This is a genomic window from Nocardia ninae NBRC 108245, assembly GCF_007990755.1.
Classification (GTDB): domain Bacteria; phylum Actinomycetota; class Actinomycetes; order Mycobacteriales; family Mycobacteriaceae; genus Nocardia; species Nocardia ninae.
In genome coordinates, this window is record NZ_BJXA01000134.1 from 1 (window position 1) to 14702 (window position 14702).

A 14702-nucleotide genomic window follows, 5' to 3' on the forward strand; every position below is an offset into this window, starting at 1 on the left:
AGTGGTGGGTGCGCTGGCGCCTGGTCGGCGGCGAACGGCAGCGCGCCTGGCTGGCCGAGTTGGCGGTGGCCATGCCCGCCGCGCTGCGGGTGGCGGGTCGGCCCAACGCGGTGCTGGACGACCTGGTCACCGAGCTCACCGACCCGATCGCCCGGTCCATGATCGACTCGCCCGACTCGGTGCATCCGCTGGTGGACGCGCTCGTGCGCGATATCGCCCTGGACGCGGGCAGCTACCGGGTGGCCGAGACGCTGGAGCACTGGCGGGCCACCCTGACCGGCGACGAGCCGGAACTGGTGCTGCGCCTGCTGGAGCCGGACGGCGACCTCGGCACCGCGGACGAATCGGTGGCGCTGTGGCGGCTGGAGGTCTGCCTGCGTATCGACGGAGAAGCGCCGAATCCTGTTCAATTGCAAGGTGATCCGGATCTGCTTCGGGTCGCCGTCGAGCAGCTCGGCGAGGCGCAGCGGGCGTACCCCCGGCTGCGCGACCTGCCGAGCGATCCACGCTCGATGGACCTGCTGCTGCCGACCGAGGTCGTGGTCGACCTGGTCGAGCACGGCGCGCACGCCCTGCAGGCCGCAGGCGTTCGACTGCTGCTGCCGCGCGCCTGGAACGTCAGCGCCCCGACCATGCGGCTGCGGGTGGAGAGTGCGGTGCCCGCCGCCGAAAGCACCGTCGGTATGCCGGGACTCGTCTCCTACCGCTGGGAACTCGCGCTCGGCGACACCGTGCTGACCAAAGCGGAGATGGAACGGCTGGTCCGCAGCAAATCGGATCTGGTGCAGCTGCGCGGTGATTGGGTACAGGCCGACCACAAGGTGCTGGCCGCCGCCGCCCGCTACGTGGCCGCGCACACCGACACCTCCGAGATCACCTTCGCCGACCTGATCGGCGAACTCGCGGGCGGCCGGGTGGAGCAGGTGCCGGTCACCGAGGTCACCGCCACCGGGTGGGCCGCCGACATCCTGGATCGGACGCGCGAACTCGAGCCGATCGCCCCGCCGGTCGGGTTGAAGGCGCAGCTGCGCCCCTACCAGGAACGCGGCCTCGCCTGGCTGGTCACCATGAGCCGCATGGGTTTCGGCGCGATCCTGGCCGACGACATGGGGCTCGGCAAGACCGTCCAGGTGCTCGCGTTGCTGGTGCACGAGCGCGAGGCGGCGAACGCGCGGGACCGGCAGGCCGCGAAGCCGAGCCGCAAGTCGGCCGGGGCGAAGACGGCGGATGGCGCGGTGGTGTTGTCGCTGGATGCCGCACGGCGACGTAAGGCCGCCGGCGATTCCGGCGGCGGTATGCCGGGGCCGACGCTGCTGGTGTGCCCGATGTCGGTGGTCGGCAACTGGCAGCGCGAGACCGAGCGCTTCGCGCCTGACTTGCGCGTGTGGGTGCACCACGGCGTGGGCCGGCGCTCCGGCGCGGAGCTGGATGCGGCGGTGGCCGAGTCCGATCTGGTGATCACGACCTACTCGCTGCTCGCGCGGGACCTCGACGAGCTGAAGCGGCAGACGTGGGACCGGATCGTGCTCGACGAGGCGCAGCACATCAAGAACGCGGCGACCAGGCAATCGCGCGCGGCGCGTTCGCTCCCGGCGCGTCATCGGCTGGCGCTCACCGGAACTCCGGTGGAGAACCGGCTGGAGGAACTGCGCTCGATCATGGATTTCGCGGTGCCGAAGGTGCTCGGCAGTCCGCAGACGTTCCGCGCCCGCTTCGCCGTGCCCATCGAACGCGAGCGGGATGAGAACGCGATCAGCAGGCTGCGGATGATCACCCAGCCGTTCGTGCTGCGCCGGGTCAAGACCGACCCGGCGGTGATCACCGATCTGCCGGACAAACTGGAGATGACGGTGCGCGCCAACCTGACTGTCGAGCAGGCCGCGCTGTACCAGGCGGTGGTCGATGACATGCTGGCCAAGATCAAGGACGCGAAAGGCATGGCGCGCAAGGGCGCCGTGCTCAGCGCGCTGACCAGGCTCAAGCAGGTGTGCAACCATCCGGCGCACTTCCTCGGCGACGGCTCCGGGGTGCTGCACCGCGGCAGCCATCGCTCCGGCAAGCTCGCGCTGGTGGAGGACGTGCTGGACGCGGTGCTCGCCGACGGCGAGAAGGCGTTGCTGTTCACCCAGTTCCGCGAGTTCGGCGAGCTCATCGCGCCCTACCTGGTCGAACGCTTCGGCACGGAGGTGCCGTTCCTGCACGGCGGGGTACCCAAGCAGCGGCGCGACACCATGGTCACCCGGTTCCAGGAGCCCGAGGGGCCGCCGTTGATGTTGTTGTCGCTGAAGGCCGGTGGCACCGGGCTCAATCTGACCGCCGCCAATCATGTTGTGCACCTGGATCGTTGGTGGAATCCGGCGGTGGAGAACCAGGCCACCGACCGCGCGTACCGGATCGGGCAGCAGCGCAATGTGCAGGTGCGCAAGCTGGTCTGCGTCGACACCATCGAAGAGCGGATCGACGAAATGATCAACGGCAAGAGACAACTCGCCGATCTGGCCGTTGGCGCGGGGGAGAACTGGATCACCGAGTTGAGCACCGATGATCTGCGCGAGCTGTTCACGCTCGGGGCGGAGGCGGTCGGCGAATGAGTCCGTACATCGACTACAGCGAGTTCGGTAAGCGCCGCCCGGTGCGCGGCGGGGTCGAGGCCCGCAGCCGCCGTGGCGGTTTCGGGCGCACCTGGTGGGGCAAGGCGCTGATCGACGCGGTCGAGCAGATGGCCGACGCCGGGCGCATGTCGCGCGGGCGCACCTACGCGCGGGCCGGGCAGGTGGTGAGCTACCGGATCGAGCCGGGCGCGGTGACCGCGGAGGTGCAGGGCAGTCAGCCGCGTCCGTTCACCGCGGTGTTCACCGTCCGGCCGCTGCGCGAGGAGGAGGTCGAGCTGCTCATAGAGACCATCCGCGACGCGCCGGGCATGCTCGCCGAGATCGCTTCCGGCGCACTGCCGACCGCGCTCGGCCCGCTGCTGCTGCCGACCACCGCCGCCGACCTGGACTTCACCTGTAGCTGCCCCGACCCGGGCTGGCCGTGCAAGCACGTCGCCGCGGTCTGCTACCTGCTCGCCGAACGGCTCGACGAGCGGCCCCGCGAGATCCTCGCGCTGCGCGGCCTGGACCTGGACACGCTCATCGGTGGTATCGAACGTGACCTGCGCGCCGTGGACTCCGACGATCCCTACGGCAACGAGGCCGTGCTGCCGGATCTACCGAAGGCCGAATTCCGGCCGGCCCCCGACGATCTGGATCCGTTGTTGCTGCGCAAGGCGATGCGGATGACCTCGGCCGAGGAGCCGATCGCCGCGGTGGGGCTGCGTGAACTCACCGCGCTGTATCAAATGTTCGACAGCTGAGTGAGTTTGGTGAGCATCCGGCGTCGGGGCTTGCGGTTGCCTCCGGACTTTTCGGGGCGGGATCTGGTCCGGTTGCACGGGACCGGGACTTCCCGACACCGGATGCCTCACCAAGTCTGCGCGCATCGCCCCGGTCCCGGAACTGCCCGAGGGTTGCCCAGCCGCTGCCACTGTGGCCGTACCCGGGGCAGTGCTCAGGCCGTGTCGCGATTTCCGCCGACCAACACCGCCGCGAAGCACAGCGTGGCGAGCCCGGAAACCACGATGGCGGGCTCGGGGAAATACAGGCAGGCGATCCAGAATGTGCCGCCCGCCGCTGCCACGCAGACTCCGTTGAACAGCGACCACCGCGTGATCAGTTCTGGTGCGCCGTGCGCTGCGGCGATCGCCAGCAGGCCGAAAAGCAGGCCGAGGAAACCCATTCCGACGCTGTAGCCGGTGTTCAGATCGAAGACGGAGAGCTGTCTGCCGCCGTCGAACATCGACCCGGTGACCTGCGCAGACATCGCGTTGACGACCTCTTCGGCCGGGCCGTCGTCGCCGTTGAAAACGTGCACCACAAGCAGATGCGCCAGGCCGACCAAGCCGAGCAAAGTGGACCCGGCGAAATGGACCGGGGTGGCCCAGCGGGCGGGCCGGGTGTTGGACGAGGGTGTTATCGCGGTCATCGCGACCTCCGTAACTCGTGCCGTGCCAACATTCCGAAAAACAGAACAAAACTTATGTTATAGGCTGGATGTTATGGCAGGCAAGAGTTCGTGGCTGGAATCCGGCCTGGTGATCCTCGGCACGGCAGGGCCTGCCGGGCTCACGATCGACAAGCTGGTGGCGGCGACCGGGCTGAGTACCGGGTCGTTCTATCACCACTTTTCGAGCATGGGCGGTTACAAGGCGGCGCTGCTCGAGCACTTCGAGGAGGTGCAGACCACGCGTTACCTGCGTGAGGTGACTGCGGCAGCGCGACTCGATGCTCGGGAAAAGCTGGACCTGCTCTTGGATCTGGTGCTGCGGGACGAGGGGCCCGCCACGCTGGAAACGGCGATACGCTCATGGGCGATCGACGACCCGCTCGCGGCTGAAGTCAAGGAGCGCATCGATGCGGCTCGGCTGGGCTTCCTGCGAACTCTGCTGGGGGAGAGTGGATATGGCGCGGACGACGCGCGGCAGCTCGCGCAGTTGCTCTATCTGCTGGTGCTCGGGGCGGGCAGCATGATCCCCGCGGTGTCACCGGAGGAACTGCGCGTACTCGCTCGGCGGGTGTTGTCATGAGTGCCCGGCGAATACCGGCTCCAGTGCTGGGCGGCCGTTCGTGAGCGGCGAGTCGACCGGTATCGGAAAAACAACGCCTACCGATGACCTCGGCACCGCGGTGGGAATTGACCGTCCGCCCCGGCGGGTGGTGTCGCTGGTGCCGTCGCTGACCGAGGCCGTCGCGGTTTCCTGCCCGGAGATCCTCCTCGCAGCCACCGAATGGTGCACGCACCCAGCCGACCTCGCCGTCGAGCGGGTACGCGGTACCAAGAACCCGAATGTGCGCCGCATCATCGAACTCGCGCCTGATCTGGTGCTGTGCAATATGGAGGAGAACCGGCAGATCGATGTCGGCCGACTCCGCGCGGCCGGAATTCCGGTGTGGGTGACCAGGATAGAAACCGTGGACGAGGCGCTGGCCTCGCTGGCGCGCCTGTTCACCGAGGCCCTCGGTGTCGATGTCCCGCCCTGGCTCACCGAGGCCGAATCAGTCTGGGCGCCACCGCCGCCCACCCCGCCGCGCAATGCGGTGATCTTGATCTGGCGCAACCCGTGGATGGTGGTGGGCCGCAACACTTTCACCGGCGATCTGGCCGCCCGACTCGGGTTGCGGTTGGTGCACGCCGACCGTCCGGACCGCTACCCACGCCTCTCCGACGGCGAATTGACCACCGGCATCGAGCTCGCCGTGCTACCCGACGAGCCGTACGTCTTCACCAGAACCGATGGCCCCGACGCGTTCCCGGGCATCCCGGTGGCGCTGGTAGAGGGCCGCAGCCTAACCTGGTACGGCCCGTCCTTGGCCACCGCGCGGGAAACCCTCATCCGGCAACTGGCGGCGACTTTCCTCGGCGGCGCTCAGCCGAGCTCATAGTCGAACCAGATGTGGTGCCCGCCGTCCGCGTCCACGCTCAGGCCACCGGTGCCGGTGATGCCCGCCAGGGCGCCGGTGCCGCTGGCGGGGACGATGGTGAAGAACTCGGCGGTCCGGTCGGTGCCCGAGGTCGTCGCCGAATGGGCGAAGTTGAAGCTGCCTGCGTTGCCGTTCAGCGCACCCTCGAACGACTCCATCGCCACGTAGGTCCCGGTCCCGCTGTCCTGATCGAAGGCCGAAGTGAACAGGGTCGCCGCGCGACCGGTGATCTCGCCTTCGAACTCCTTCACGATATGCGCGACGCCGACCGGCAGCGCGGTGCCGACGGGCGGATCGGGGACCACCTCGGTCGGGACGAACGAGGTGACGGAGAAGGTGCCGGTGGCTTTCATGCGCGCGATCGTAGCGACGGGCACCGACAATTTCGCGACCGCTATGCCGACGTCGCGAACCGGTAGTCGGACAGGTCGAAATGCCCACTGCGCCACGCCGCCTCGACCGTGGTCGACGGCCGCAACGGCACATCGCCGTGCTTGTCGAAGTAGTAGCTGTTGGACACCGCGCAGCTGTCCTGCCAGAACACCTGTCCGCCGCGCCGGTCGAGCATCTCCTGGAAGAAGCGGTCGTTGGCCTCGCGGGTCACCTCGACGATGGTCGCGTTGCCCGCGCGGGCGTGCCGCAGGCAGCGCAGGATGTGCCTGGTCTGGTTCTCGATCAGCGCGAAATAGGACGAGCCGTTGTAGCCGTACGGCCCGATGATGGAGAAGAAGTTCGGGAAGCCGGGCACACTCACGCCCTCATAGGCTTGCAGACGGTTCTCGTCCCACCACTTCTCCAGGTCCAGGCCGCCGATGCCGCGCAGATCGTAGGTCGGCATGTTGCCGGATTCCATCACCTTGAAGCCGGTCGCCAGAATCAGCACGTCGACCGGGTATTCGGTGCCGCTTGCCGTGCGCACGCCGGTGCTGGTGATCTGTTCGATCGGGTCGGTCTCCAGCACCACATTGTCGCGGTTGAAGGTGGCCAGATAGTCGTTCGAGAAGCTCGGTCGCTTGCAGCCCAACGCGTAACGCGGCGTGAGCTTTTCGCGGATCACCGGATCGTGCACTTGGTTGCGGAGGTGGGCGAGGCCCGCGCGTTCGCCGAGCGCGGCCGTCGGCAACTTCGTGTGATAGTGCGCGGCGATCGGGAAGGTGATCTCCACGTAGGTCTGGCTGATCAGCCGGGTCAACGACCGGGCGCCGGGCACCCGCAGCGCCCACTGCACCGGTTTGGGCAGCGGCAGATCCAGTCGAGGCAGGCACCAGATGGGCGTGCGCTGGAACACCACAAGCTGCTCGACCTCCGGCGCGGTCTCCGGAATCACCTGCACCGCAGACGCTCCCGTGCCGATGATCGCGACTCGCTTGCCGCGCAGGTCTTGCTGGTGGTCCCAGCGCGAGGTGTGCATGGTAACGCCGGCGAAGTCGTCGACACCCGGGATCTCGGGCAGTTTGGGCCGGGTCAGCACGCCGGTGGCGCTGATGACGAAGCGCGCGGTCAGCTCGTCGCCGGTCGCGGTGTGCAGCCGCCAACGACAGCCGTCCTCGTCGAACTCGGCCTCGGTGATGGTGGTATCGAACCGGATTCGCGGTCGCAGCTGGTATTTGTCCACGCACGATTCGGCATATGCCTTCAGCTCTCGCCCCGGCGCGTAGGTCCGGGACCAGCTGGCGCGTTGCTCGAAGGAGAACTGATAGCTGAACGACGGAATGTCCACGGCGATACCGGGATAGGTGTTCCAGTGCCAGGTGCCGCCGACGCCGTCGGCCTCGTCGACGATCAGGAAATCGTCGAATCCGGCCTCCTGCAACTTGATCGCGGCGCCGATCCCGGAGAATCCCGCGCCGACGATGATCACCTCGTGGTCGATCCCGGTGCCGGTCATGACCCCGCCTCGCCGGTGCTCGGTTCCGCCGTGCCGACAGGTTTCTGCGTCACGATTCGCTCGGTCATGCCACCTCCATGTGCCACGAAGCCAATTGGCCGCACGTGCCACCAATTAGGCGCGCGGTCCGGTAGTTTGTCAACCATGAGCCTGCGCGTACCGGCCCGGACCTGGGGTGGGCGCACCGCCGAGGAGCGGAGCGCCGAACGACGCGCGCGGCTGATCGATGCGGCTCTCCACACCTGGCTCGAAAACGGCTGGGCGGCCGTGACAATGCGCGGTGTGTGCCAGCGGACCGTGCTCAACGACCGCTACTTCTACGAGCATTTCGCCGACCGCGACGCCTTGCTCGGCGTCGCGTGGGACGCCGTCTGCACCGAGGTCTTCGCTGACCTGAACGCCATCGTCACCGAACACGGCGCGCGACCCCCGCTGGACATCCTGCGAGCGGCCGTCACCCGCGCGGTGTGCCTGCAATCCGACGACAACGGGCGCGCCCGCATCCTGCTGGCCGATCACGCGGGCAGCGCCGTGCTGGAGCAGCGCCGCAAGGCCATGCTCATCGACGCCACCGACCTGCTGGTCGCCACCTCCGGGCCGTACCTGCGCCCGGACGCCGACGAGCTCGAGTTCCGGATGAGCACCCTCGTCGGCATCGGCGGTTTCATCGAACTGCTCACCGCATGGCGCACCGGCGCGGTGGACATCGACGGCGACCGCATCATCGACCATGTCTGCCGCCTCGGCGCCTTGCTCGGAACGCAGTATCTGCGTGTGGACCTGATTCCTGATGCGGGATAAAGTTTTTCGGTGCCGGTTGGCGAGGCTGTCGAGTTCGGCAGGGTGCGTTACGCGGCCGGGGCATCGATCCGATAGACGCGCCGTGCGGTATTCCGGAAGATGTGTTCCAGCTCCGGCTGCCCGCCGCCGTGCCCGGTCACCGCGCTCGCGACCGCATCGATGCTGTCGGCGATGGTGGTAATCGGTTTGTCCACCGGGAAATTCGAGCCCCAGATCAGCCGGTCCGCGCCGAATGTGTCGAGCGCGTGCTCGATCAGCGGGTGAATACGGTCCACCAGCACCGGAACCGGGGTGCTCGTGCCGCGCGGCGGCACCGGATGTCCGAGGATCGGCATCATCAGCCCGCTCACCTTCGCCACCACGTTGGGCTGTTCGGCGAGCGCGGACAGGTCGTCGCGCCAGCGCAGGAACAGTGCCCGCCGCACACCCGGGTTGATTCCGGTGTGCTTGCCGACCGGTCCGAAAAGCCCTGCGGGCGTGGCGAGATGGTTGAGCACGATCGGCACCTCGGGAAACCGCGAGGCCAGCGCCGTCACATCCGGCAGCGCATGCGAGTACACCCAGGCCTCGAAGGAGAGGCCACGCGCGGCCAGCTCACCGAAGCCGTTCAAGAACTCCTTGGTGGTGAGCGCGCCCGCCTGCGGGGCATAGGGCCGGACATCCGGATCGGGATGGTGGGCCACGTGCGCGCGGATGCCGCGCACCAGTGGTGCGGCGGCGAGATGCGCGTCGAGCAGCGCCGCGAAGTCGGGCGCCGCCGGATCGGCGCAGCCGAGAATCGCACCGAGTTCGGGGTTGTCGCCGCCGAACGGTAGTCCGGCCACCCACGCCGTCTCGTCGGCCGCGGCCAGTTCCCCCTTTCCGGTCCAGGCCACCTCGACGTGCACGACCGCGTCGATCGGCTCGGCCCCGGCGTCCGCCCGATAGTCCGCGGGCAGATACGGGCGGCTGAACGCCGTCGGATCCCCGGTGAACTCGCGATCCCGGCGCGGCGCAAGGCGTTTGGCCAGATCGATCGGCAGCGGCAAGAGCCGCAGCAACCGCGCCGTCGTGCTGAAGACCCGCGGTGTGGTGAACGGATCCCACTGATGGATATGCGCGTCGATGATCCGGATACCAGAAAGGCTCATGCTCGCCGTCCCCACCGCCGATGGTCCTGACCCGGCGATTGTCACACGGTGTCCCCGTGCCGGGCCCGGATTCAGCTGGATCCGTAAGCGGACAGAAAGGTGTGGGTGGCGGCGTCGGCGATCCGCCGGCGTTCGGCGTCGGAGACCGCGCGCGTGCCGAGCTTCGAACGAGCCTCCAGCGGCGCGGTCAACAAGGCGAGCAATTGTTCGGCGGCCTGCGCCGGGTCGGTCGTCCGCAAGCTGCCGGACAGGGCGAGCCGGGCCAGCCGATCGGTCAGGGCCTCGGCGACGCGCTGCGAAGTACGTTCCAGCACCGCGTCGGTGAGCTCGGGGAACGCTGCCAGCTGCGCGTAGGTCAGCGCGCGGAGCGCCAGGGCGCGCTCGCCCGAGCACACCCGCAGCAGGTCCTCGGCCATATCGTTGAGGGCCGCCCGGAGATCATCGCCAGGGCTCCTGAGCCGATCGATGATCGTGAGCGTCTCGGCCGATACCGCATCCGCCGCGGCGAGTACGGCGTGCCGGAAGAGCGTCTGCTTGTCGGTGAGGTGGTTGTACACCGTGGGTTTCGCGACACCCGCCTCGTCGGCGATCTCCTGCACACAGGTCTTGTCGTAGCCGCGGCGGGCGAACACGGTGAACGCGACGTCGAGTATCGCCTGCCGCTTGTCGATCCGTCCCCGTGCTGTCGCTGCTCCCGTCACCCCCGCATGGTAGCGCCAACGCGCGCCGAGATGAACTCATGGGTTCAGTCTTGTGCATCTACTAGTCAGTTCTCTAGATTGAACTAGCTAGTTCAAAATGAGGAGGCTTCATGATTGTTCACCTGTTGCGCTTCGGTTTTCGCGACGAGACGACGGACGAGCAGAAGGCGGAGGTGCTCGCGACGATGCGGCGCACGGCTTCGGTCGAGTCGGTGTCGTTCTCGACCGTCGGCCAGAACCTCGGCGACGCTTCCGAGGGGCTGACGCACGCCTACTGCGTGGGGATCGAGGATCTGGCGGCGCTGGAGCGGTACATGCACGACCCGGTCCACCTGGACGGCGATCCGCGGATCATCCCGCACGTCGCGAAACTCGCGATCGGGCCCGATGTTTCCGACGCACCGGATCCCACGCTGCGCGCGAAGATCATGGCGTTGCACGAAGCGAAGCTGCAGAAGTACCCGGAGTGGGCACGCCTGATGACAACGGTCCCCGAGGTGCGAATCCTCTGAGCACCCTCAGACGTTGCGGCGGTATTGGCCGCCGACGGTGAAGAACGTGTCGGTGATCTGCTGCAGGGTGCAGACGCGGGCGGCGTCCATCAGCACCTCGAAGATGTTGTCGTCGGTGCGGGCGACGGCTTCCAGGCGGGCCAGGGCGGCGTGCGCGGGGTCGCGGTGCCGGTGCTGGAATTCGCGGACCCGACTCAGCTGGGATTGCTTTTCGGTTTCGGTGCCGCGGGCCAGTTCGATGTCGTGCTTCGGCTCGCCGTGCGGGTTGCGGAAGGTGTTGACGCCGATGATGGGCAGCGAGCCATCGTGCTTGCGGTGCTCGTAGCGCATCGACTCGTCCTGGATCTTGCCGCGCTGGTAGCCGGTTTCCATCGCGCCGAGCACGCCGCCGCGCTCGCTGATCCGATCGAACTCCGAGAGCACCGCCTCTTCCACCAGATCGGTGAGCTCGTCGATGAGAAAGCTGCCCTGCAGCGGGTTTTCGTTCACCGCGACGCCCCACTCGCGGTTGATGATCAGCTGGATGGCCAGCGCGCGGCGCACCGACTCCTCGGTGGGGGTGGTCACCGCCTCGTCGTAGGCGTTGGTGTGCAGGCTGTTGCAGTTGTCGTAGATGGCGATGAGCGCCTGCAGGGTGGTGCGAATGTCGTTGAAGCTCATCTCCTGTGCGTGCAGCGAACGACCGGAGGTCTGGATGTGGTACTTCAGCTTCTGCGAACGATCGTTGGCGCCGTACCGATCACGCATGGCGATGGCCCAGATGCGGCGGGCGACCCGGCCGATCACCGAGTACTCGGGGTCCATGCCGTTGGAGAAGAAGAACGACAGGTTCGGCGCGAAGTCGTCGATCTTCATCCCGCGCGCGAGGTACGCCTCCACGTAGGTGAATCCGTTGGCGAGGGTGAAGGCGAGCTGACTGATCGGGTTCGCGCCTGCTTCGGCGATGTGATACCCGGAGATGGAGACCGAGTAGAAATTGCGAACGCCGTTGCGCACGAACCATTCCTGGATATCGGCCATCATGCGCAGGCTGAACTCGGTGGAGAAGATGCAGGTGTTCTGGCCCTGATCCTCTTTCAAGATGTCGGCCTGCACCGTGCCGCGCACCGTCGCCAAGGTCTTCGCCCGGATATCGGCGGTCTCGTCGTCGGTCGGCTGCCGTCCTTCTGCGGCCGAGAAGCGTTCCAGTGCTTGGTCTATCGCAGTATTGAGGAAGTACGCCAGGATGGTGGGGGCGGGCCCGTTGATGGTCATCGACACCGAGGTCGTCGGCGCGGTCAGGTCGAAACCGTCGTACAGCGCCTGCATGTCGTCGAGCGACGCGATCGAGACGCCGGAGGTGCCGACTTTGCCGTAGATGTCGGGGCGTTCGGCGGGATCGTGGCCGTAGAGGGTGACCGAGTCGAACGCGGTGGACAGCCTTTTCGCGTCGGCATGCTCGCTGAGCACCTTGAAGCGCCGGTTGGTGCGGAACGGGTCGCCTTCACCGGCGAACATCCTGGCCGGGTCCTCGTTGTCCCGCTTGAACGGGAAGACGCCTGCGGTGAACGGGAAGCGGCCGGGCAGGTTCTCCGCACGCAGGAAACGCAGCAGCTCACCGTGATCGGTGAACCGGGGCAATGCGACCCGCGGAATCGAGTTGCCGGACAACGTCTCCCGGCGCAGCGGCGTACGGATCTCGCGGTCGCGCACCCGCACCACCTGCTCGTCACCGCGGTAGGACTCGGCCAGTGCGGGCCACTCGGCGAGCAGCGCGGCGTTGTCGGCGGTCAGCTCGGCACGCGCGGTCTCGGCCAGTTCGGCGACGGCCTGATCGTCGGGCAGTTCGGCGGCGACCAGCTCGATACGTTGAACCCGCTGTGCCGCAACGACTTGCGTGGCGGTGGTCGCATGGTAGTCGCGCACCGTCTCGGCGATCTCGGCCAGGTAGCGCACCCGGGCGGGTGGGATGATCTGCGCGAACCGGGTGGACACGCGGGTATTCACCCGGGGCAGCGCCCCCTGTTCAAGCCGCAGGCCGCGTTCGGCCAGCAGCCCGGCCAGGTGCTGGTACAGCGCCGTGACACCGTCGTCGTTGAAAGTCGCCGCACTGGTGCCGAAGACCGGCATGTCCTCCGGTGCCGCGCTGAAATCCGCGCGATTGCGAATCAGCTGGCGTGACACGTCCCGCAGCGCGTCGGCCGCGCCGCGGCGCTCGAACTTGTTGATCGCTACGACATCCGCGAAATCCAGCATATCGATCTTTTCGAGCTGGGAGGCGGCGCCGAACTCCGGAGTCATCACATACATGGACACGTCGACGTAATCGGTCACTGCGGCGTCGCCCTGGCCGATGCCCGGTGTCTCCAAGATCACCAGGTCGTATCCCGCTGCCTTGCAGGCGGTCACGATCAGGTCGACATTGTCCGGCAGTTCGCGCCCGCCCCTGGTGGCCAGCGAGCGGAAGAAGATGTGGTCGCCGTCGAGGGCGTTCATCCGGATGCGGTCGCCGAGCAGTGCACCGCCGCCGCGGCGCCGGGTCGGGTCGACCGCGAGGATCGCGACGCGCAGCTTGTCCTGCTGGTCCGACCGCAGCCTGCGCACCAATTCATCGGTGAGCGAGGACTTTCCGGAGCCGCCCGTACCGGTGATGCCGAGTACCGGCACGGTGCGCGCGGCGGCGGCCTGGGTCAAGGTCTGCCGGTCGCTGCCGGTCAGGGTGTTCTGCTGGATACAGGTGATGGCGCGGGCCAGGGCGGCGCGCTCGCCGGCCAGCACCGCGTCCAGCACCGGCGGTTCGGTGGCGAGGTCGATATCGCAGGCCCGGATCAGCTGATTGATCATGCCGGGCAGGCCGAGTCGCTGTCCGTCCTCGGGGGAGAAGATGGTGATGCCGCATTCGGCGAGCCGCGCGATTTCCTCGGCGACGATAACGCCGCCGCCACCACCGAATATCCGGACGTGCTCCGCCCCGGCCTTTTTCAGCGCGTCGGCGAGATATTCGAAGTATTCGACATGTCCGCCCTGATACGAACTGACCGCCACACCCTGCGCGTCCTCGGTGAGCACCGCGTCCACCACTTCGCTGACGGCGCGGTTGTGCCCGAGGTGAATCACCTCGGCGCCCTGCGCCTGCAGGATGCGCCGCATGATGTTGATCGCCGCGTCGTGCCCGTCGAACAGCGCCGCAGCGGTCACGAAACGGACGGGGTTGGTCGGCGTATGAAGCGCGCTGCTGTCGGCCACGGGAGTCCTCCGGCGAGTCCAGTTGGCGCCCGATACTAGGACGTCAAACTAATCCTACGGTGATGCGCATCACAGCGCCAGGTGCCACTCGGCCGGTCAATGACACAAAGTTGGCTGCGGGGTTGCGCTCACCGTGAATGCAAAGGGCGACAGCTGGCCGCGGGCCGAGTTCCGATGGGACGCGATGCCCTAAATCCGAAATCCATCTGCACAAATCCACCAAAAGGACGATCCATGGGACGGAACTCTTATCGGCGCACCGCCGCGGTAGCCGCCCTCGGCCTGTCGATAGTGGCCGCGCCGTTCGCACACGCCGAACCCGCACCGCTCAACGGTCTGTTCGCGCTGGCTCCCGGCGTCTGCTCGGGCGGCGCGGTGACCGGCAGCTTCTTCCGGATGATCCTGCCGACCGGCGACGCAGGCGGCCCGTACCTGGCCAACAGCGACTCGGCCTGCAGTGACCAGACGGTGACCACGCTGTCCGCGGGCAGCGACGGCGGCCTGGTCAGCGGGAGTTATCAGCCGCAGCCCGCCGCGGCGTTCGACGGTACGGGCAATGCCCAGTCGGGCCGGGTCACCACGCCGGTCCGCTTCTACGGCGTAGATTTCGCCACCGCGACCAATCCCACCGACCCGCAGACCGGGGGCGGTACCGCGGTGCCGCAGTTGTTCTCCGACGGCGGGCAACTCTCCGGTGATCTGAGCAGTCTGGGGGTCACCTGGAACAACCAGGTGTTCAACCAGGGTGCGCCGAAACCGGGCGGCGGGCTGCCCGGCAAAACCAGCCCGGTGCACGGCACCATCGATGGTTCGGGCAATTTCGTGATCGAGTGGACGAGTCAGATCGTCGGCGGTCCGTTCAACAACTTCACCGGGTTGTGGCATCTGGCCGGACAGTATCGCGGCGGCAGCGTGCCGCAGGCGGC

The 14702-nt window shown here is 67.6% G+C and carries 13 protein-coding genes; 7 read left to right on the forward strand and 6 right to left on the reverse strand.

Annotation, left to right across the window (positions count from 1 at the left end; genetic code table 11):
• Positions 1-2591: DEAD/DEAH box helicase (locus NN4_RS46495; RefSeq protein WP_246181422.1), on the forward strand; the 2591-nt coding region annotated here is incomplete at its 5' end.
• Positions 2588-3355, forward strand: coding sequence for an SWIM zinc finger family protein (locus NN4_RS42935; protein ID WP_147143749.1), 768 nt, complete (start codon positions 2588-2590; stop codon positions 3353-3355). The genes NN4_RS46495 and NN4_RS42935, both read left to right, overlap by 4 nt.
• 194 nt (positions 3356-3549) lie before the next feature.
• On the opposite strand, the gene NN4_RS42940 is transcribed toward NN4_RS42935, so the two are convergent.
• Complete coding sequence (locus NN4_RS42940) at positions 3550-4023, reverse strand: LIC_13387 family protein (protein WP_147143752.1); 474 nt, start codon at positions 4021-4023, stop codon at positions 3550-3552.
• A gap of 73 nt (positions 4024-4096) precedes the next feature.
• Between NN4_RS42940 and NN4_RS42945 the strand changes: the two genes are divergently transcribed.
• On the forward strand, positions 4097-4624 hold the full coding sequence (locus NN4_RS42945; RefSeq protein WP_147143755.1) for a TetR/AcrR family transcriptional regulator: 528 nt from the start codon (positions 4097-4099) through the stop codon (positions 4622-4624).
• A gap of 40 nt (positions 4625-4664) precedes the next feature.
• Complete coding sequence (locus tag NN4_RS42950; protein WP_246181423.1) at positions 4665-5480, forward strand: helical backbone metal receptor; 816 nt, start codon at positions 4665-4667, stop codon at positions 5478-5480.
• Here NN4_RS42950 and NN4_RS42955 read toward each other — a convergent pair.
• Complete coding sequence (locus NN4_RS42955) at positions 5465-5872, reverse strand: DUF3224 domain-containing protein (RefSeq protein WP_147143758.1); 408 nt, start codon at positions 5870-5872, stop codon at positions 5465-5467. The genes NN4_RS42950 and NN4_RS42955 overlap by 16 nt on opposite strands.
• A 41-nt stretch (positions 5873-5913) precedes the next feature.
• Complete coding sequence (locus NN4_RS42960; RefSeq protein WP_147143761.1) at positions 5914-7407, reverse strand: flavin-containing monooxygenase; 1494 nt, start codon at positions 7405-7407, stop codon at positions 5914-5916.
• Between the two features lie 144 nt (positions 7408-7551).
• On the opposite strand from NN4_RS42960, the gene NN4_RS42965 reads away from it, so the two are divergent.
• The gene (locus NN4_RS42965) at positions 7552-8208 is read left to right on the forward strand and encodes a TetR/AcrR family transcriptional regulator (RefSeq protein WP_147143764.1); all 657 of its coding nucleotides are present in this window, start codon (positions 7552-7554) and stop codon (positions 8206-8208) included.
• Between the two features lie 47 nt (positions 8209-8255).
• Here NN4_RS42965 and NN4_RS42970 read toward each other — a convergent pair whose 3' ends face one another.
• The gene (locus NN4_RS42970) at positions 8256-9338 is read right to left on the reverse strand and encodes an amidohydrolase family protein (protein WP_147143767.1); all 1083 of its coding nucleotides are present in this window, start codon (positions 9336-9338) and stop codon (positions 8256-8258) included.
• A 71-nt stretch (positions 9339-9409) separates the two neighbouring features.
• Positions 9410-10039: a TetR/AcrR family transcriptional regulator gene (locus NN4_RS42975; protein WP_147143770.1), complete on the reverse strand. Its 630-nt coding sequence runs from the start codon at positions 10037-10039 to the stop codon at positions 9410-9412.
• A 110-nt stretch (positions 10040-10149) separates the two neighbouring features.
• Between NN4_RS42975 and NN4_RS42980 the strand changes: the two genes are divergently transcribed.
• On the forward strand, positions 10150-10551 hold the full coding sequence (locus NN4_RS42980; protein WP_147143773.1) for a Dabb family protein: 402 nt from the start codon (positions 10150-10152) through the stop codon (positions 10549-10551).
• A gap of 6 nt (positions 10552-10557) precedes the next feature.
• Here the strand turns inward: NN4_RS42980 and icmF are convergent, their stop codons facing one another.
• Positions 10558-13776, reverse strand: coding sequence for a fused isobutyryl-CoA mutase/GTPase IcmF (gene icmF, locus NN4_RS42985; protein ID WP_147143776.1), 3219 nt, complete (start codon positions 13774-13776; stop codon positions 10558-10560).
• Positions 13777-14010: 234 nt separating this feature from the next.
• Here icmF and NN4_RS42990 point away from each other — a divergent pair.
• Positions 14011-14702, forward strand: a 692-nt coding sequence (locus tag NN4_RS42990; protein WP_147143779.1) for a hypothetical protein, incomplete at its 3' end; no start/stop codon positions are given.